Annotated in this window: 13 protein-coding genes; 8 read left to right on the top strand and 5 right to left on the bottom strand. The window is 71.5% G+C overall.

Features of this window, described 5'->3' with window-relative positions; translation table 11 throughout:
- The first annotated feature begins 9 nt into the window (after window positions 1–9).
- The 5 genes from AC6JA9_RS04020 (at window position 10) to AC6JA9_RS04000 (ending at window position 6,611) form a co-directional block, all read left to right on the top strand.
- Window positions 10–1,173 carry an FIST signal transduction protein gene (locus tag AC6JA9_RS04020; protein ID WP_223749259.1) on the top strand — a complete coding sequence of 388 codons (1,164 nt, stop codon included), beginning with the start codon at window positions 10–12 and terminating at the stop codon, window positions 1,171–1,173.
- 3 nt (window positions 1,174–1,176) lie between these two features.
- Window positions 1,177–4,128: a response regulator gene (locus tag AC6JA9_RS04015; RefSeq protein ID WP_223749258.1), complete on the top strand. Its 2,952-nt coding sequence runs from the start codon at window positions 1,177–1,179 to the stop codon at window positions 4,126–4,128.
- Entirely contained in the window at window positions 4,121–4,513 is a 393-nt protein-coding gene (locus AC6JA9_RS04010) for a response regulator (RefSeq protein WP_046710855.1), read from the top strand. The genes AC6JA9_RS04015 and AC6JA9_RS04010 overlap by 8 nt, the downstream gene beginning before the upstream one ends.
- A gap of 233 nt (window positions 4,514–4,746) precedes the next feature.
- Window positions 4,747–5,571 carry a tryptophan 2,3-dioxygenase family protein gene (locus AC6JA9_RS04005; protein ID WP_497959111.1) on the top strand — a complete coding sequence of 275 codons (825 nt, stop codon included), beginning with the start codon at window positions 4,747–4,749 and terminating at the stop codon, window positions 5,569–5,571.
- Between the two features lie 17 nt (window positions 5,572–5,588).
- Window positions 5,589–6,611 (top strand): methyltransferase, encoded by a 1,023-nt coding sequence (locus AC6JA9_RS04000; protein ID WP_223749256.1) that lies wholly within the window; start codon window positions 5,589–5,591, stop codon window positions 6,609–6,611.
- 188 nt (window positions 6,612–6,799) lie between these two features.
- Here AC6JA9_RS04000 and AC6JA9_RS03995 read toward each other — a convergent pair whose 3' ends face one another.
- On the bottom strand, window positions 6,800–7,501 hold the full coding sequence (locus tag AC6JA9_RS03995; RefSeq protein WP_267698214.1) for a LuxR C-terminal-related transcriptional regulator: 702 nt from the start codon (window positions 7,499–7,501) through the stop codon (window positions 6,800–6,802).
- A gap of 309 nt (window positions 7,502–7,810) precedes the next feature.
- Between AC6JA9_RS03995 and AC6JA9_RS03990 the strand changes: the two genes are divergently transcribed.
- Together AC6JA9_RS03990 and AC6JA9_RS03985 are read left to right on the top strand one after the other, a co-directional pair.
- The gene (locus AC6JA9_RS03990) at window positions 7,811–9,043 is read left to right on the top strand and encodes a sensor histidine kinase (RefSeq protein WP_497959110.1); all 1,233 of its coding nucleotides are present in this window, start codon (window positions 7,811–7,813) and stop codon (window positions 9,041–9,043) included.
- A gap of 203 nt (window positions 9,044–9,246) precedes the next feature.
- Window positions 9,247–9,651, top strand: a complete 405-nt coding sequence (locus AC6JA9_RS03985; protein WP_046710851.1) for a response regulator — start codon at window positions 9,247–9,249, stop codon at window positions 9,649–9,651.
- 18 nt (window positions 9,652–9,669) lie between these two features.
- Here the strand turns inward: AC6JA9_RS03985 and AC6JA9_RS03980 are convergent, their stop codons facing one another.
- The 3 genes from AC6JA9_RS03980 to AC6JA9_RS03970 all read right to left on the bottom strand — a co-directional run bounded on the left by AC6JA9_RS03980 (window position 9,670) and on the right by AC6JA9_RS03970 (window position 13,973).
- Window positions 9,670–10,974 (bottom strand): ABC1 kinase family protein, encoded by a 1,305-nt coding sequence (locus tag AC6JA9_RS03980; RefSeq protein WP_223749254.1) that lies wholly within the window; start codon window positions 10,972–10,974, stop codon window positions 9,670–9,672.
- A gap of 78 nt (window positions 10,975–11,052) precedes the next feature.
- The gene (locus AC6JA9_RS03975) at window positions 11,053–12,858 is read right to left on the bottom strand and encodes a serine/threonine-protein kinase (protein ID WP_223749253.1); all 1,806 of its coding nucleotides are present in this window, start codon (window positions 12,856–12,858) and stop codon (window positions 11,053–11,055) included.
- Window positions 12,859–13,457: 599 nt separating this feature from the next.
- Window positions 13,458–13,973, bottom strand: coding sequence for a hypothetical protein (locus AC6JA9_RS03970; protein WP_223782396.1), 516 nt, complete (start codon window positions 13,971–13,973; stop codon window positions 13,458–13,460).
- 314 nt (window positions 13,974–14,287) lie between these two features.
- On the opposite strand from AC6JA9_RS03970, the gene AC6JA9_RS03965 reads away from it, so the two are divergent.
- A complete protein-coding gene (locus tag AC6JA9_RS03965; protein ID WP_497959109.1) occupies window positions 14,288–16,573 on the top strand; it encodes a S41 family peptidase in 2,286 nt (761 codons plus the stop codon).
- Here the strand turns inward: AC6JA9_RS03965 and AC6JA9_RS03960 are convergent.
- Window positions 16,542–18,932 carry a GAF domain-containing protein gene (locus AC6JA9_RS03960; protein ID WP_223749250.1) on the bottom strand — a complete coding sequence of 797 codons (2,391 nt, stop codon included), beginning with the start codon at window positions 18,930–18,932 and terminating at the stop codon, window positions 16,542–16,544. The genes AC6JA9_RS03965 and AC6JA9_RS03960 overlap by 32 nt on opposite strands.
- Between the last annotated feature and the right edge of the window lie 172 nt (window positions 18,933–19,104).

Below are 19,104 nucleotides of genomic sequence, written 5' to 3'. Positions count from 1 at the left end.
AGGTCCTCCATGGCCCAAGTGAAGATGCAGACGGCTCGAACCACGCTGACGGAGCCGGCCGCGGCCGCGGAGGACCTCTTGAGCCAGCTGGGCAACGTCAAGCCCGTGCTGGTGACGATGTTCGCCTCGCGCAACCGGGACCAGCATGCGTTGAACCGCGCGGTGCGCGAGCGGCTCCCCCCGGGCACGCGCCTCATCGGCGCGACGACGGCGGGCGAGCTGGACAACACCGGCATCCACGAGGGCAGCGTGGTGCTGTCCGCGCTCTCCGGCGACGTGGAGGTGGGCCTGGGGCTGGGCACGCAGCTGTCGGTGGACGCCATCACCGCCGGGCAGAACGCCATCAAGCGCGCGTGCGAGGATTTGGGCGTGCGCCAGCAGGACCTGGACCCCAGGCGGTACGTGGGCCTCGTCATCGACGACGGCTTTCGTTACAAGAAAGAAGAGCTGCTGCTGGGCATCCTGGAGCGCAGCCAGACGCTGGTGCTGGTGGGCGGCGGGGCCAGCGACGACAACCGCGACCCGGCCAAGCAGTCCGCGCTGGTGCACGTGGACGGCGAGGTGGCCACCGACGCGGTGCTGGTGGCGCTGTTCCGCACCAGCGCGCCCTGGGCGGCCCTGCGCTCGCACTGGTACGTGCCCACCGGGGAGAAGCTCACCATCACCAAGGTGGACGAGAGCCACACCCGCGCGCTGGAAATCGACGGGCACCCGGCCGCCAGGCGCTACGCTGAAATCCTGGGCGTCAAGGACGTGAAGGATTTGGAGTTCGGCACGCCCGAGGGCTTCGCGGTGCGCCCCACCGCGCTGCGCGTGGGCCGCGAGTACTTCATCCGCGCCGCGTGGCGGCCCCAGGAGGACGGCTCCATCCTCTTCGCCAACCTGCTGGAGGAGGGCACGGAGCTGGAGCTGATGAAGCTGGGGGACATGGCGGGCATGACGCGCGGCTTCTTCACCGACGAGATGCCCCGCCGGGTGCAGAACCCCCAGGCCGCTCTCCTGTTCCACTGCGGCGGGCGCATGTGGTACGCGCATGCGACCAACAGCGTGGCCCAGCTCGCGGAGACCCTGAAGGCCGCACCCACCGCCGCTGGGATGAACGTGCACTTCGAAATCTATTCAGGGTTCCACATCAACACCACGTTGACCGCGCTGGTGTTCGGGGCGAACTGAGTCATGGCCACCTCCCTCCCCCCTTCCGTCCCCGTGGCGGACGCCACGTCCCTGCTGCTCGTCGCCAGTGAGCGCGAGTGTCAGCGCGTGGAAGAGGCGCTCGGGCACGCGGGTGTCATCGCCCACGTCGAGCGCGCCACCAGCGCCCCCGCCCTGGAGGCCGCGCTCGCCCGCCCCTGGTCGCTCGTCGTGTGCGGCTCGGAGCTGCCCGGCCTGGGCTTCGCCGAGGCGCAAGCCCTGTGGCGCAAGCACTCGCGTGAGCTGCCGTTCGTCGTCCTGTCGCGCGAGTGGAGCGACGAGCTGTTGGAGGCGAGCACCCGCGCGGGCGCTCGCGACTACGTCAGCGAGGACCGCTTCAACCGGCTGGGGCACGTGCTGCGGCGCGAGCTGCCCCTGGCCGGGGACCGGCTGCGCCATGACGCCACCCAGGAGCAGCTGCATCACGCCAACTGGATATTGGGCAACATCATCGACGCCCTGCCCTTCGTCCTCTTCGTGAAGGACGCGGCGACGCGGCGGCTGGTGGTGGCGAACAAGACGTTCGCGGACGCGTTCGGCGTCACCAAGGAGTGGCTGCTCGGCAAGCTGGACCACGACTACTTCCCGAAGGAGCAGGCCGACTCGTTCATCGCCATCGACTCGGACATCCTCGCGTCCAAGAAGATGCGCTCGTTCGAGGAGGTGGCGCGCGCCGGCGGCGTGGACCGCATCTTCGCCACGCGCAAGCTGCCGCTGCTCGACGCCTCCGGCGAGGCCCGCTACGTGCTGGGCGTCACCGAGGACATCACCGAGCGCAAGCAGAACGAGGAGATGCTGCGCGCCTCCAAGGCGGAGCTGGAGGCGGCCAACAAGCAGCTGGCCGCGAGCCTGGAGGAGATCAAGCGCACGCGCGCGGTGTCCGCCCGCTCGCTGGCGTCCTATCAGCAGCGCGCGCTGCAGATGGAGATCATCCGCCAGCAGAACGAGGACCTGGACCGGCTGGCCCAGGAGCTGGCGGTGGCCAAGCGCAACGAGGAGGAGCGCGCCCGCGAGGCCGAGGCCGCCGCCCGCCTCAAGAGCGAGTTCCTGGCCAACTTCAGCCATGAAATCCGCACGCCGCTCAACGGCATCATCGGCTACTGCGACCTGCTCATGCGCGAGGAGGGCTCGCGGCTGACGGCCCACGGCCGGCGCGACCTCAACGTCGTCAAGACGAACGCCAAGACGCTCTTGGCGCTCATCAACGACATCCTGGACCTGTCCAAGATCGAGTCGGGCAAGGTGGACGTCGTCACCGAGCCCGTGGACGTGCGCGAGCTGGCCGAGGAGTGCATGGCCACCGTGAAGGAGTACCTCAAGGGCAAGGACGTGGCCCTCACGGTGCACGTGGACGCGGCGGTCGAGACCCTGCGCACCGACGCGCTGAAGCTGCGGCAGATCATGCTCAACCTGTTGAGCAACGCCGCCAAGTTCACCGAGACGGGCGAGGTGGCGCTGAGCCTGGTCCCCAACGGGGACGAGGTGGTGATGATTGTCGAGGACACCGGCGTGGGCATCCCCGCCGACCAGCTCCCCTTCATCTTCGAGAAGTTCCGCCAGGTGGACGGCTCCACCACGCGCAAGGTGGGCGGCACGGGCCTGGGGCTCGCCATCGTGCGCGAGCTGTCGCGCGTGCTGGGCGGCACCGTCTCCGTGACGTCCACGCTGGGCCGCGGCACCACCTTCACGGTGCGCCTGCCCAACACCCCGGACGCGGCGCCGACGGGCGCGCAGGCCTCACAGCACGCCGAGCGCGGCGTGCCCGTGGCGGAGGTGGCCAGCCACGTGGGCGCGCTCGCGCAGCCGGGCAGCACCGTGCTGGTGGTGGATGATGATCCGCTCATCCAGCAGCTGGTGACGGGCCAGCTGGAGCCCGTGGGCTTCAAGGTGGTGGTGGCCGAGGACGGCATCATCGCGCTCAAGCGGGCGCGGGAGCTCAAGCCCCAGGCCATCCTGCTGGACATCCACCTGCCCAAGCTGGACGGGTGGAGCGTGCTCAGCCAGCTCAAGAGCGAGCCGGCGCTCGCGGGCATCCCCGTCATCCTCATCTCCGTGGAGGAGCAGCGCTCGCGCGGCTTCTCGCTGGGCGCGTGCGAGTACCTGGTCAAGCCCGTGGAGCCCGAGCGGCTGGTGGAGGTGGTGCAGCGCAGCCTGGCCCAGTCGCTGGGCTCGTCCGCCGGGGTGGGCGAAGTGCTGGTGGTGGACGACGACTCCGCCACGCGCGAGCTGGTCAGCCGCAACCTGCGCCGCGCGGGCTTCAGCACCGCCGAGGCCCGGAGCGGCGAGGACGCGCTGCTCAAGGCGCGCGTGTCCCCGCCGTCGCTCGTCGTGTTGGATTTGATGATGCCCAACCTGGACGGCTTCGAGGTGCTGCGGCGCCTGCGCGCCGAGAAGCTCCAGGTGCCCGTGGTGGTGCTCACCGGCAAGTCGCTCACCCACGAGGAGGAGGCGCTGCTGCGCGACGGCTTCGCCGGCTTCGTGAAGAAGGGCGGCCACGCGCTCGAGGACGTCATCGCCCAGGCCAAGGGCCTGCTGCTCTCCCAGCGCGCCGCGTCCGCGGGGCGGCTGCCGCGCATCCTGTACGTGGAGGACAGTGCCCAGAATCGGGACATCGTCCGGCGCTACCTGGGCGGACTGTTCGAAGTCATCGAAGCGGAGGACGGAGAGCACGGCCTGGAGCGCGCCACGCGCGACAATCCGGACCTCATCCTGATGGACCTGTCCCTACCGCGGTTGGATGGTTGGGAGGCAACACGTCGCTTGCGTGCGGTACCCTCCGTGGCCAACGTGCCCGTCATCGCGGTGACGGCTCACGCGGGGCGTGAATATCAGGACAAGGCGCACGCGGCCGGTTGCACCGCGTACCTCACCAAGCCCCTTGATCGTGACCAGTTGCTCGAGATGATCCGCAAGCATCTAGGGAGAAGCCATGGCTGAAGAAAAAGCACGCGTCCTGGTGGTGGACGATGACCCGGACCTGCTCGACCTCGTGCAGCGCTCGCTGAGCGCGTATGGCTTCGAGGTGCTCACGCACACCTCGGCGTTGGGTGTGTCCAACCTGGTGAGCCAGTCGGAGCCGGACTTCGTGCTCATCGACGTGAACTTCCCCGCCCTCAAGGGCGACAAGGTCGTCAACCTGGCGCGCCAGTACGCGTCCGCCAAGACGAAGTTCATCCTCTACTCGGCCTCCGACGAGTCGAAGCTGCGCTCGCTCGCGCTGGCGTCCGGCGCGGACGGCTACATCTCCAAGAGCGTCCAGGGGGAGGAGCTGGCCAACCGGCTGCGCACCTTCCGCCTCAAGCCGCGCCCGCCTTCACCCTGAAGCCCTCACCGCCGCGCCTCGTGCCCGAAAGGGCCTTGGCGCGGCTTCCACCTGCAGCAGCAGCACCGTCGTCGTCGCGAGCCTCTGGCCGTCACCGTCGGGCACGTCTGCTTCGCTCTCCGCCCCTGAATGCCCATTTCTCCCCTCCGGAGGGGTCCATGCACACGTTCAATGATTACAGTCCTGCGGAAAAGTTACGGCAAGAACTAGATGCACCGCTGTTCAACCCCCTGTTGAAGAAGTGGGTGGGGAAGGGGGAGCTGGACTACGAGGTCTATCTGAAGACGCAGCAGCTGTTGTCGCTGCAGGCGTCGGAGGAGGAGCGCGTCTCGCACGACGAGCTGATGTTCCAGGTGGTGCACCAGGCGCAGGAGCTGTGGCTGAAGCTGGGCTCGCGCGAGGCGGTGGAGGTGGTGGCGGAGTTCGACAGGGACGCCCTGTGGGCCGCGTCCGCCCGGCTGGAGCGGCTGGTGCGAATCCTCCGGAGCCTGGAGGCGGAGCTGGGGGTGATGGAGACGATGACGCCGGACACCTACCAAGTCATCCGCCGCAGCCTGGGCAACGGCAGCGGCCAGGAGTCCCCGGGCTACAACATGCTGCGCAAGGCGTCCGAGGGACTGGAGGCCGCGCTGGAGCGGCTGCTCGCGCGGCGCTCGCGCACGCTCCTGGACGTGTACTCGGGCGGCGGGCCGGACGACCTGAAGCGGCTGTGCGAGCAGTTCGTGGACGTGGACGAGGCCTTCCAGGGCTGGCTGTACCGACACTTCCAGCTGGTGCGGCGCACCATCGGCGTGGACCGCTCGGTGAAGGCGCTGGACGGGCTGCCCACGCAGGTGCTCGCGGGGCGGATGACGCTGCCGCTGTTCCGTCAGCTCTGGGACGTGCGCGTGGAGCTGACGGCCGGCTGGCGCCGGGAGGGAGGCCATTCCCCGGGCGCGCGCCGTGACGGCTGCATGGAGGGCGCGATGAGCGCGGCGGCCTACGCGGCGCCCGCCAGGACGGGCGGCGGGTGCCCGGTGGCGCACGCGGGCTTCACGCCCACCCGGGGCGAGTCGTGACGTCGAGGGCGGGCGGAGTGGAGCGCTCGCCTCGCGCGCTGCTGCACCTGCTCTACAACGGCGCCAAGGCGGTGGACGTGCTGACGGCGTCGCTGGAGCTGGGGCTGCTCGAGTCGCTGGAGGGCCCCGAGCCCATCACCCTGGCCCAGCTGGCCGCGAGGCATGGCCTGGTGCCGGGCCGGCTCTACAAGCTGCTCGACTGTCTGGAGAGCCTGGGCCTGGTGACGCGCGAGCAGGACACGGACGCGCTCGCGTCCGCGCGCTACCACGCGGTGGAGGGCCTGCGCGACGCGGCCCTCGCGGTGCTGGGGCCCGACGGCCGGGAGACGGACCGCGAGAAGTTCGCCTGGCGCACCCTGCACGGCCGGCTGCCGGAGGTGCTGCGCGGGCACCACTCCATCGCCCCCGCGGACTTCGACTGGCCCCTGCGCACCCCCGAACAGCTGGAGGGCTTCGAGACGAGCATGGCGGCGGGGCTGCCGCCCATCCTCGAGGCGCTGCGCCTGCACGCGCCCGCGCTGTGGAGGGACGGCCAGCGCGTGCTCGACGTGGGCGGCGGCGACGGCAGCCTCGCGGCGCACCTGTCGCGAGAGCACCCGGGCTTGAAGGTGGATGTCTTCAACCTGCCGGCGACGCTCGCGCTGGTGGAGCGCACGCGCGAGCGCTTCGGCCTGTCCGCCTCGCGCCTGGGCTTCGTGGCCGGGGACTTCCTGAAGGAGCCGCTGCCCGAGGGCTACGACGTGATGAGCTTCGTGCGCGTGCTGCACGACTGGGCGCCGCAGACGGCGCAGGCGCTCTTGCAGGCGGCGTGGGCGGCGCTGCCCCCGGGCGGGCGCGTCATCATCTGCGAGGAGTTCCGCACCCCGGAGCGCCTGGCCGCGCAGTTCTTCTGGACCTACTTCCTCATCGGCGTGGACTCGTGCGTCAGCCGGCTGCGCGAGGTGGAGCTCTACGAGCGGATGCTCACGCAGGCGGGCTTCCACCACGTGCGCGTGCTGCCCGGCGGCCCCTTCGAGCTGGTGACGGCCCAGAAGCCCTGACGCCGTGCGGCGTCGACAGTGAACGGGCCAGGGCAGCCGCTGCGTTCGGAGCTGCCCTGGCCCGCCGGGGACGGTGACGCGAAGACCCGCGCGCGGGGGTTTTCGGGAGTGGAGCGCCACGGGTCCACCCACCCTCTCATGCGCCCGCGCCCGCGCCCATTGCCTGCAAGTGCTGGCGCACCGCGGTCTCAGATGCCTGCCGGGCGCTGAACGCCCAGTTGCAGCGCGAGCACCGCCAGCTGCGTGCGGTTCTCCGAGCCAATCTTCTTGTAGATGCTGGTGATGTGCGCCTTCACCGTGCGCTCGGTGATGCTCAGGCACGCGGCAATCTTGAGGTTGTCCGCGCCCGCGGCCACATACCCCAGCACCTCGCGCTCGCGCGGCGTGAGCAGCCCCAGCTCCGCGCCGCCCGTCGGCACCTCGTGCTGCAGCATGAAGCCCGGCAGCGACGGCACCCACGACAGCCCGGGCGGCATCAGCCGCTCCCCGCGCGCCACGCGCGTCACCGCCTCCACCACCTCCGCGCAGCCCACGTTGTGCTTCCACAGGTAGCCCGCGGCGCCCGCCTGCAGGCACTGCTCCACCACCTCCGGCTCGTGGTGGCTCGACAACACCAGCGACCTCACCGACGGATAGAAGTCATGCAGGCACTGCAGCGCCGTCATCCCCGTCGCCGTCCCATCCTGGTCCGGCGGCTCCAGCTTCAGGTCCAACACCGCCACGTGCGGCATCTGCTCACGCACCCGCGCCAGGAAGGGCGGCGTCTGGGAGCAGCGCGCCACCACGTCCATGCCCGCACTCTCGAGGACCAATACCAGACTCTCCCTGAAGACCTGCTGGTCCTCCAGGAGCGCCACCCGGATTCTCTCATTGGAAATGTCTGTCGTCATCATCACTCCAGATGCGATGAGAGCCCTCGGGATTCACTTCCGACGAGAGCCCTTCCGCGACCTTGTTCATCAGGCGATGTTCAAAAGTTGTTCAGGGACTGTTCAAGGTAAGCCATTCACTGGCGTGCGGAGCCTCCATCCAGGGATGCTGTCCATGTCGGGCACCCATCCGTATGTCAGTCTTTCGCAGTCGGCGCACGGGGGAATGGCAGTACAGTCCACATCAGACATACCCGTGCGGGCTGGGGCTCCGTGAGGGCGGGGGACCCTCCCTTGCCGCGTGCCGCGCCCTGGGTTACAGCTCAACGCATGTCACCCGCGTCGTCGACCGAGCATGAGCTGGCGGCCCTCCTCGAAAAGGTGAACAAGACACACGGGCCCGACTTCGAGGACGAGCCCCTGACGCCCTCCCGACACTCGCCGGCCCTGGAAGGCATTGCCGGCGCGGTGGCCCTGCTCCGAGGGGATGCGGCGCTGTATGTCAACCTGCGCTGGCAATCCCTCACACTGGCCCGGGGTCCGTGGCGGCGTTTGACAGAGCGCGGACAGGAGGAGGGGCCCGCCCTGCTGACGCTGCGCAGCGTCGTGGCCGCGGAGGTGCGGGCGCTGGACTCGACGCCGGAGGAGCCGGCCCGCATCTCGCGCTACACCTACGCGGGGGGGCATCAGCAATTGGAGGTGGGCGTCCGGCATGTCCGCGCGGACCTGGCGCCCAGGGTCGTCCTGGTGCTCGCCCGGGACATCACCGAGCAGGCGCGTCAGGAGGAGGCGCTGGAGAAGGAGCGCCGCGCCCTGGCGGAGCGCGAGCACCTGCGCATGCTCAGTGAGCAGGCCTCGGGAATCGCCCATGATTTGAGCAGCCTGCTGGTGGCCATGAAGCTGCGGCTGGAGCTGCTCCAGACCCGCCCTGGCAAGCAGGGTGAGCAGGAGACGCCGGCCCACGTGGACACGCTGTTGCGAATCGTGGCGGACGCGACGACGCGGCTGTCGCGGCTGCGCGACTTCGCGCGGCAGAAGCCCGAGTCTCCGGTGGAGCCGGTGCAGCTGGCCGACGTGGTGCGTGACGCGGTGGAGATAGCCCGGGGGGAGCTGGAGTCGCGGGCCGCGCGCGAGGGGCTGAGCCTGCACCTGGACGTGGACGTGCCCCGGATGCCGCTGGTGGAGAGCTCCGCGGCGGACCTGCGCTGCGTGTTCCTCAACCTGCTGCGCAACGGACGCGACGCCATGCCCCGGGGCGGCACCCTGCGCGTGCGCGGCCACCAGACCTCGGCGGGCCAGGTCGTCATCACCGTGGAGGACGAGGGCACGGGCATCCCCGAGCAGCACCTGCTCTCCATCTTCCAGCCCTTCTTCACCACGAAGGGCCAGCACGGCACGGGCCTGGGCCTCTCCATGGCGCACGAGGTGGTGGCGCGGGCACGCGGCACCCTGGTCGCGTCCAACCGCCCGGAGGGCGGCGCCGTCTTCACCCTCACCCTCCCCTCGCTCAGGCGGACGGCCACGGGCCGGGGCGGCCGGGCCTCCGAGTACCGCTCCGGCTGAGACACGGGGCCCCGGCCGGGGTGGACGGGGCGGGTGGAGGTACACCCGGTCCACCCACCACGTCCTGTCACGGCGGCGCGAAGGGCGACTTCGCGAGGGCGCAAGGGGGCGACAGGCGGCCCTCGGCTAGGTGATAATCCGTAGGCCACCCGGCCTGGTGGCGACATCCGGTGGGCGTCGGGCGCCCATGAGGGGGAGGAGTCATGTCGGAGATGAAAATCCGAGTGCTGGTGGTGGATGACGATCAGGAGCAGCTCACGCTCGCGGAGCGCTCGCTGTCGGCGTACGGGTTCGATGTGCGCACCCACCGCTCCTCGTTGGGCGTGTCCAACCTGGTGCGCACGACGATGCCGGACCTGGTGCTGCTGGACGTGAACATCCCGGCCCTCACCGGGGACCGGGTGCTGACGTTGGCGCGGGGGCAGGCCCCGGCGGGCACGCGCTTCGTGCTCTTCTCCGCGTCGGACGAGGCGCAGCTGCGCAAGCTGGCGCTGGAGTCCGGCGCGGACGGCTACATCACCAAGAGCACCCAGGGCGAGGAGCTGGCGCGGAGGCTCCACGCCATCCACGCCAAGGGCCGCGGCCAGGCGGCCTCGTCCGCGCCGTAGCACGCGCGCGGGCTCCTCTCAGCCGAGCAGCTCCGCCATCTCCAGGAAGACGCCGCGGAAGTCCCCGCGGGCGCCGATGAGCCGCAGGTTCTGCGCCAGCCCCCCCGTGGAGCGGAAGAACATCACCGCCTCCGGCGGCGGCTTGATTTTGAGGAAGCGGGCCGCGTTGCGCGTGAAGTGGTTGCGCATGTCGCGGGGGATTTCGCAGGACGTGTAGTCGTACGGGGTGGTGCGCATGGGCCTGCCGGCGATGTGCAGCACCTCGCGGATGAGGTCCGCGGCCTCGTCGCCGGGCAGCTCCACGGTGAAGCCCACCTCCAGGCTCAGCCGCAGCACGTCGAAGGGCTCCAGCTTCAGGGACTGCTGGAACATGCGCCGGTTGGCGTCCACGAAGCGCGGGCTGAAGCGCTTGATGGAGCCGAAGTCGAGCAGGCCCAGGCGCCCGTCCGGCATCACCATGAAGTTGCCCGGGTGCGGGTCCGCGTGGATTTCACCCGCGCCGAAGAAGGGCCCGTACGTGGCGCGGATGAGCTGGCGCGACACGCGGAAGCGCTCCTCGTTGGAGGACTCCTTCGTCACCCAGTCCTTGAGCGTCAGGCCCTCCAGCAGCTCCATGGTCAGCACGCGCCCGGCGCTGTGGCTGTCGACGACGCCGGGGACGTGGAGGTCCTCAAGCCGGGCCACGCTCCTGGCGAAGCCCCGGGCGAGCTCCGCCTCGCGCCGGTAGTCCAGCTCCAGCAGCAGCTCGTCGCGGAACTCCTGGAAGTACGCCGAGCCGTCCATCAGCCGCGAGGCCTTGGACATCGTCTTCACGACGAGGCCCAGGTTCTCCATGTCGTGCGTCAGCGACTCGGCGATGCCCGGGTACTGCACCTTCACCGCCACGGGGCGCCCGTCCGCGAGCACCGCGCGGTGCACCTGGCCCAGGGAGGCGGCGGCCAGGGGCTCGCGGCTGAACTCGCGGAAGGCCTCCTCGGGGGGACAGCCCAGCTCCTCGCGCACCACGCGCGACACCATGTCGTAGGACATGGAAGGGGCCTGGTTCTGCAGGCGGGCGAGGACCTGGCGCACCTCGGGGGTGAGCAGGTCCGGGTCCATGGAGAGCGCCTGGCCCAGCTTCATGGCCGCGCCCTTGAGCTCCCCCAGGGTGGAGACGAGCTTCTCCGCGGCGTTCCTGCTGAGCAGTTCCGGCGTGCCGCCCGTCAGGCGCTTCGCGCTGCTCTTGAGCACGTCGGTGCCCACCTGCATGGAGAGGCCCGCCAGCTTGCGCAGCCGGGTGAAGCGCCCTTGGGGTGGAAGCGAGTCGTCGGAGTCGGAGGCCATGGGTCCAGGGTGGATTAACAAGGAGCCCACCCCGGGACGCAAGGAACGGCGGTCCACCCCTGGCGCCCGCCCGCCCGCCTACCGGGGCGTGGGCGTGTTGCGCAGCCGGGCCCGGAGCATGCGCCAGCGCTTGAGCCCTTCCAGATCCAGCGGGTCCATGCGCACCGCCTGCTCGTAGGCGGCGAGCGCCTCCTGCAGCCGGCCCACCGAGGACAGCGCGTCACCGGACAGCCGCTGCACCGCGGCGCGGCCGTCGCGGCCGGGGAACTCGGCGAGGAAGCGGCGGCGGCAGTTCTCCAGCGCCGTGGCGGTGAGGCCCGCGGCGAGGCAGCGCTCCACGCCCTCCACGTTGCCCAGGCGCGCGTCGTACTCCGCCCGGCGCTCCACGTGCCCCAGCACATGCAGCGCCGCGGCCACCCGCTCCCCCACCCGCTCGAGCTGGGCGCGCTGCCCCAGGGACAGGTTGCGCGCCTTGAGGGGCTCGAGCGCCGTGCGGGCGCGCTGGGCGCCCACGCGCAGGGTCTCCGGCGTGGCGTCCCGGGGGACCTCCAGCACGGCGTAGTGGTCCCCGGACATCCGGTTGCGGAAGCCCTGGAGCACGCGCTCCGCCTCGGCGTCCTCGCGCATGGGGGACGGCGGCGGCGTGGGCGGCTCCAGGCGCACGCCGGACTTCAGCCGGGCGAGCGCCTCCTGGAAGGCGGGGGACGTGTCGCGAAGCTGCACGCCGAAGCCCGGCGACATGCGCCAGGCCCTGGCCTGCTCCTCCGTCACGTGGCGCACCACCTGGCCGGTGCAGGCGAGTTCGCCGCCGGGCAGCCGCAGCAGGAGCCCCACGTCGGAGAGCAGCGGCGGCGGCGCGGCGGGCGTGTGCAGGAAGAGGCCGGCGCGGCCCACCCACTCGCACGACAGCTCGTGCGAGTGCGGCGCGCCCGCCATGCGCACCCGGGCGGTGAAGCCGGGCGCCGCGGGCTCCGGCTCGGGCACGAGCGCGGTGGCGAGCGCGGCGCGCAGGTCCGAGGCCTGGGCGAAGCGGTCCGCGGGGCGCTTGGCCAAGGCGCGCAGGAGCACGCGCGACAGCGTCCTGGGCACGTCCGGGCGCACCTCGTGCGGCGGCACCGGCGGCTTCTGGAGGTGGCCGATGAGCACCTCCGCCGCGGTGCGGCCCGCGAAGGGCACGCGTCCGGTGAGCAGGAAGTAGCCCAGCACGCCCACCGCGTAGAGGTCCGTGCGCGCGTCCACCACTTCGTCGCCGCACTGTTCGGGGGCCATGAACTCCGGCGTCCCCAGCAGCACGCCCACCTCCGTGGTGTGCACGCCCGCCGGGCGCGACAGCAGCTTGGCGATGCCGAAGTCCAGGAGCTTCACGCGCTGGCGGCCCTGCGGCCCCGGCACCAGGAAGACGTTGGCCGGCTTCAAGTCACGGTGGACGATGCCGTGCGCGTGCGCCGCGCCCAGCGCGTCACACACCTGGGAGAGCAGGTCCACCACCAGCGCGGGCGGCAGCGGCTCCTTGGCGAAGGCCGCCAGGCTCTGCCCCTCCAGGTACTCCATCACCAGGTAGGGACGGCCGTCGCGCGTGTCCAAGTCGTAGAGCGCGACGACGTTCTCGTGCTGCACCACCGTCAGCGTGCGCGCCTCCGACAGGAAGCGGGCCACCAGGTCCGGGTCCTGCGCCAGGTGCGAGTGCAGCACCTTGATGGCCACGCGCTTCTGGATGAGGGCGTGCTCGGCCAGCATCACCGTGCCCATGCCGCCGCGGCCCAGCTCCTTCAGCAGCTTGAAGTGCCCCAGCTGGTGCCCCACCAACGAGCCCGGCACGGGCGTGGGGACCGGCGTCAGCGTCTCCACCCGGACGGGCGGCGGCGGCGTCCCCGCGTACAACATCGTGTTCCCTTCCGCCGGCGTGTGCCGGTGAGGACGCACCCAGGTCGGACACTCACTGGGGTCGGAGTGCGGAGGCACGCAGGAGCAGATGACGTTCTGGACGAACACGGGGCGATTGGGGGACGCGGGGACAGGGTGATTCGGAAGACGGGTTGCGAGTCGTGTGCCACCCTCGATTCAACCGCGCTGGCACCGGCGCTTCATGCGAAAGGAGTCGTGTGACTTCAGGTTCCGGACAGTGAGGGAGGAACGCGCCCTCATTGCTGGAAGTCTCCCCTGCTCTCTCCGCAGAAACTACAGCCATTCGGTTGAAAACTTTACCGCTCGGCTCGCAATGCGCGGTTGGGTTTCTGGGATTCCTTTTCTCTCCGTCTCACTCCCATGTTTTGTGGAACACGTTTCACGCCTTCCCTGTCTCGCCGCCCCCCTGAAGGGAAGACGCAGGGGGTCGGGTTCCTTGAGTCAAAAGATGTGATGAGGATGAACCGAGGGGCGTGGCTCCCCGGAAACAGGAAGACCCCTCGGGCGGAGCCACGGGGGCGCCGCCGGAGGGGTCTGGGTGAGGCGTCGTCTTCGGGAGGGCCGGTGGGCCCTGTTCATCAGCCGATGATGGGCTCGCAGTAGCCGTCGGTCGAGCAGGCCAGGCCCGAGCAGCAGGCAGCGCCTTCGCCACAGGGCGCCTCGACGGGCTGGCAGGAGCCGGCATCGGGCTCGCCGCCGGTGCCCGCGTCGGGCTCACCGCCGGTGCCCGCGTCGGGCTCACCACCCGTGCCCGCGTCGGGCTCGCTGTCACAGGCGCCCAGCGTGTCGCCGTGCTTGACGTGGGCCTTCACGGCGGCCAGGCCCACGGTGATGGAGTGCGCGTTGTCGGGGTTGCCCGGCGGGATGTGGCAGAGGGTGACCTTGCCCGCGTTGAGCGGGTGGAACGGATCATCGGAGTCGGCTCCCGCGGCCTCGCCCTCGTCGGTGCCGGGCGCACCCTCCAGGCCGCCGGACTGGGGCGCGCCGGTGGACGGCTCCGCGTCGGGCCCGGGTGAGCCACCGCATCCGCTCGCGAGCAACGCGCACAGGGCCACCACGAGAGAGGGAGTCGCAATGAGGTTCAGACGTCGCATGAACGTTCTCCAGTTCCAGGTGTACGGGTGTCGAGCGCCGCGCGAGACCTCGGAGCCATGAGCATGGCCGGGCCACACGCCTGGAGCGAGGGAGCCAGCCCTTGTAGACGACTGCTCCCCGCGAGCACTTCCACCACGCGAAGAAGACCCGGCACCCACGCCCCCGGCCACGCGCTTCACCAGGCGTGGACGCGCTTGAACGCGGAGCCTCGATGAGGGCGCCGGCAGACGCCTCGGAGCGGTTCGCTCGGGAACTTTTCCGTGAGGGTGGTGTCGAGCGGGCGGGGCCGTCATCGGAGGTGGTTGTGGAGCACGTGAGAATCCGACGGGTGCCGAGCTGGACACTCGGTGTCGGGGTGTTGACGGTGCTGCTCGGCGCGGGGGTCGGAGCGGGCGCGGAGCCGGGTGGACCGGGTGCGAGCGTCGCGCCCGCGCTGGAGAACGCCGCGGCGCTGGGGCGCGTCTGGGGCGAGGTGAAGTACGCGCATCCGGCGCTCGCGACGGGCGCGGTCGATTGGGATGCGGCGCTCCTCGCCGCGCTGCCCGGTGCGCTCGCGGCGGGCACCCCCGAGGCGCTCGCCGCGACGGTGGGCGGCATGCTGCGCACGCTCGAGGACCCGCTCACCCGGGTCGTGCGGGATGGGCCGGTGGTGGCCACGAGCACGGCACCTGGGCCGCTGTCGCGCTGGGTGGGTGACGCGCTGGTGCTGGACCTGGACCGAACCTTCGCGAATGTCGACGCGCTGTATCCCGCGATGAGCGCGCTGGAGCCGGAGCTCGCGCGAGCTCGCCGCGTGGTCATCGACCTGCGCATGAGTGGGGATGACGCGGCCGCGTGGGCGGAGATGGCGCTCGGCTTCCTGGAGCGCTCGCTGGTGGCGGAGGAGCTGACGGCGCCCGCGGAGCGCTTCCGTGTGTACTCGGGCCATCCCGTGCAGTGGGGGCCCAGCTCCGGGGGATACAGCGCGTCCGTCGAGACGCGGCTCGCGCGGAGCTTCACGCCGGTGTCCGGGACGCCGAAGCGCTCGGTGGCGCTGCTCGTCAACGCGCGGACGCCGCTGACGCCGCTGGTGCTCGCGCTGATGTCCACGCCTCGCACGCGAGTCATCGCGCAGGGTGGGCTCGACGAGTCCTCCGCCGTGAGGACTCGCACGCTGCCGCTGCCCGGGGGATATCGCGCGGTGGTGCGCGCCTCGGAGCTCGTGTTCGCCTCCGGCGCCTCGGGACTGTCCGCGGACGTCACCGTGCCGGTGGAGGCGGACGAGGGTGACTCGGGGCCCGCGCTCCAGGACGCGCTCCAACGGGTGCGCTCGGGCACGTCGGGGACGCGGACTCGCGCGAGCGCAGCCCCATCGAGGTCCGCCTCCGCGCTCCCCATCATCAGCGCCGAGGCCATGTACGAGCACCCGGGGTATCCACCGGAACCGCATCGGCTGCTCGCCGTCATCCGGTTCTGGAACGTGATGCGCTTCTTTCATCCCGACCCGAAAGCCCTGCGGGACTGGGACGCCGTCCTGCCCACGTTCCTCGGTCAGGCTCGCGCGGCGGCGGACGCTCGCGCCTACACACAGGTCCTCTACACCCTGGCCGCGCGCGTCCACGACGGACACATCTTCGTCGCGGAGCAGGGCCAGCCGCTGCGCTCTCTCGCCGAGGCCACCGCGCCCGTCGTCCTGCGGCCCGTGCAGGGGCGCTTCATCGTGACGGAGCTGCCCGCGCCCGAGGTCACCCGCGCCGCCGGCATCCACGTGGGCGACGAGGTGGTCGCCGTGGACCAGGAGCCCGTCGCCCTGCACGCGCGGCGACTCACCTCCCTCCTCGGTGCCTCACACGACGCCGCGAGGGCCGAGCGCGTCGCCAGCCTGTTGCTCGCGGGCGCGGACGGCAAGCACGTCGAGGTCATGCTCCAGGGCTCCGACGGCCGCCTCAAGGAGTCACGCCTGCCGCGCTCACGCGACTTCCTCCCGTTCCTGCGTCCCCCACCCCGCGACGACGCCCCCTGGAAGATGCTGAGCGGCGGCATCGGCTACGTGGACCTGCGCAGGCTGCGCGCCGAGTCCGTGGACCCCATGCTCACCGCCATGAAGGACACGCGGGGCCTGGTGCTCGACCTGCGCGGCTATCCCCAGGGCAGCGCCTGGGCGCTCGCGCCGCGACTCAACACGCGCGGCGCCACGACGTCCGCGCTCATCTCCCGCCCCCGGCTCTCCGCCGGAGAGCGCCTGGAGGAGCGCTTCCCCACCCTGCTCCCACCCAACAACGGTCCCCTCTACCGAGGACACGTCATCCTCCTGGTCGACGCGCGGACGCTGAGCCAGGGCGAATACACCGCGATGATGCTGCGCGCCGCGTCCGGCGCACGCCTCGTGGGCAGCGCCACCGCGGGCGCCGTGGGTGACACCACCAACGTCTGCCTCCCCGGCGCTCTCTGCGTCCTCTTCACCGGTCAGCGCTTCGAGACACCCGACGGCCAGCCAGTCCAGGGCGTGGGCCTGCGCCCCGACGTGGAGGTCCACCCCACCCTCGAGGGCCTGCGCGCCGGACGCGACGAGGTGCTCGAGCGCGCCCTCAGCCTGCTGAACGAGGCAACAGCACGGTGAAGACGGAGCCCACGCCCTCGCGGCTCTCCACCTCGATGCTCCCGCCCATGGCCTCCACGATCTGCCGGCTGATGTAGAGCCCCAGCCCCAGCCCACCGTAGTGGCGCTCCGACACCGCGCGCTCGAAGCGGCCGAACAGGCGCGGCAGGTCGGTCTCCGAGATGCCGATGCCCTCGTCGCGCACCGACAGGCGCACCCGCGCCTCGCCCTCGGCGGAGGCGGACACCTGCACCGGCCGCCCCGCGCCGTACTTCGCCGCGTTGGTGAGCAGGTTGACCAGCACCTGGTCCAACCGCAGCGCGTCCCACCGCCCCTGCAGCGGCTCTGGAATCTCCACCCGCACCGTGCACCCGGCCACCGCGAAGACCTCCTCCATCCGGTCCACCGCGTCGCGCACCGCCTGCCCCAGGTCCACCTCCGTGGGCTCCAATGCCAGCCGCCCCAGCGAGACACGGCTCACGTCCAACAGGTGGTCCACCAGCGACGCCAGCCGCTGCACCTGCCGCATCGCCGTGGACAACCTCGGCGCCACCTTCTCGCGCGAGTCCGGCCCCAGCGCCCGGTCGATGAGCCCGTGCTGGAGCTTCAGGCTCGTCAACGGCGTCTTCAGCTCGTGGCTCGCCACGGAGAGGAACTCGTCGCGCAGCCGCACCGCCGCCTGCGCGTCCCGATACAGCGACGCGTTCTCCAGCGCCACCGCCACGCGTCGCGCCAGCTCCTCCATCATCGACACGTCCGACATGGCCAGCGGCCGCTGCGGCGGCGACGTCCCCAACGTGATGACGCCCAGCGTGCGTCCGCGCGTGCGCACCGGCACCACCAACAGCGACGCCGGCCTGAGCGCCTGCAACAGCGCCCGCTGCTCGGAGCTGTCCGACAATCGCTCGCACAGCGCCGCGTCCACGTCCGGCACGAAGCGCGGCTCTCCGGAATGGAAGCACTCGCGCGACAGCGACAGCGCGCCCTCTCCGCCGAGCGCCTGGAGCACCGACGCATCGCGCGAGGGCTCCTGGTGCGCGGACGCCACGCACCGCAGCGTGCCATCCGGCCCCACCAGCTCCACCAGACAGCTGGACGCCACGCTGCTGGCGGCCACGCGCGCCACGTGCTCCAGCGTCCACTCCACGTCGTCCAGGTGCTCGGCCAGCGCGCGGCTCGCCTCGAGCAGGAAGAACAGCCGCTCCTCGGCCTCCTTCCCCATCTGGAGCGCGTGGTGCAACCGCTCGCCCCGCTCGCGCAGCGTGCCGTACAGCACCGCGCGCTCCAGCGCCTGCGAGCACTGCTGGGCCAGCGCCTCCAGGAACGAGCGCTCCGACGCGGTGAAGTCGCGCTGCCCCTCCCAGGCCAGCCACACGAAGCCGCGCACGCCCCGCTCCGTGAGCAGCGGCAGCACCGCGCGCGCCCCGCCCCCCAGCACCGCCACCTCGCGCCGGACGATGCCCGTCAGGGGCAACAGGTCCTCCAGGCGCGAGAACCACTGCGCCTCCCGCCGCTCGGCCGCGCGCGCCAGCACCGGCACCACCAGCGGACGCTTCCCCTCCAGCGCGGCCCTGAACTCCCGCGAATAGCCGAACGCGCCGATGAAGTGGATGAAGCCCTCGTCCGTCAGGCTCATCACCGTGCCACGCGCCGCGCCCGAGGCCTCCAGCCCGTCATGCACCAGCACCCGGGCCACGTCCTCCGCGGTGGCCGCCCGGGACAGCGCCGCCGTCACCGTCTGCAGTCGCGCGGAGAGCGCCTGGGAGACCCGGGCCTCCTCGTACAACAGCGCGTTCTCCATGGAGAGGCTCGCGCGCCGCCCCAGCTCCCGCGCCACCTCCAGGTCCTGCTCCGTGAAGCCCGCCGCCGCGTCACCGCGCAGCAGCGACATCGCCCCCAACACCCGGCCGCGCGCCACCAGCGGCAACACCATCCCCACCCGCGCGCCCAGCGCCACCTCGCGCTCCCAGGCCCGCTCCGACACGGCCTCCATCCGCGACGCGACACCGGTGCGCAGCGTCTGCGCGATGACGTCCGACATCGTCAGGTCCACCGGACGCAGGCGGAACAGCTCGTGCACCAGCGCCACCCGCCCCGGCTCCCGATGCGCCGCGGCCACGCGCTCCACGCGGCCGTCGTCCCCCAGCACGTCCACCGCGCACCAGTCCGCCAGCTCCGGCACCACCAGCTCCGCCAGCCGCCGCAACACCGTGCGCCACTCCAGCGAGGCCCCCAGCGCCTCACCCGCGCGATACAGGAAGGCCAGCCGCGCGGACTCGGAGGACGCGGGCTCGGCGCGAGGCCCTGTCGCCGCGGCGCCTCGCGGTGTCCCGGCGGTGTCGCCAGGAAGGTCGTCGAGTGGGTTCGGCTCGGCGGACATGAAGGCGACCCCGAGAGCGCGGTGAAGCCCGCAGCTAAGAGCGTCCCGACGCCCGCAACAATGCCGCCCACCTCCGCGGACGGGAGGACTGTCCAATCCCAGACCCGCCAGACGTTGAATGGCCACACCCCCCACGCCCGGGGTGTGTTTCAGGCGAAATGACTCGGGGTCT

Source organism: Myxococcus sp. MH1, assembly GCF_059738865.1.
The sequence above is the reverse complement of the archived record's forward strand: the minus strand, read 5'-3'. Positions and strand labels throughout refer to the sequence as shown.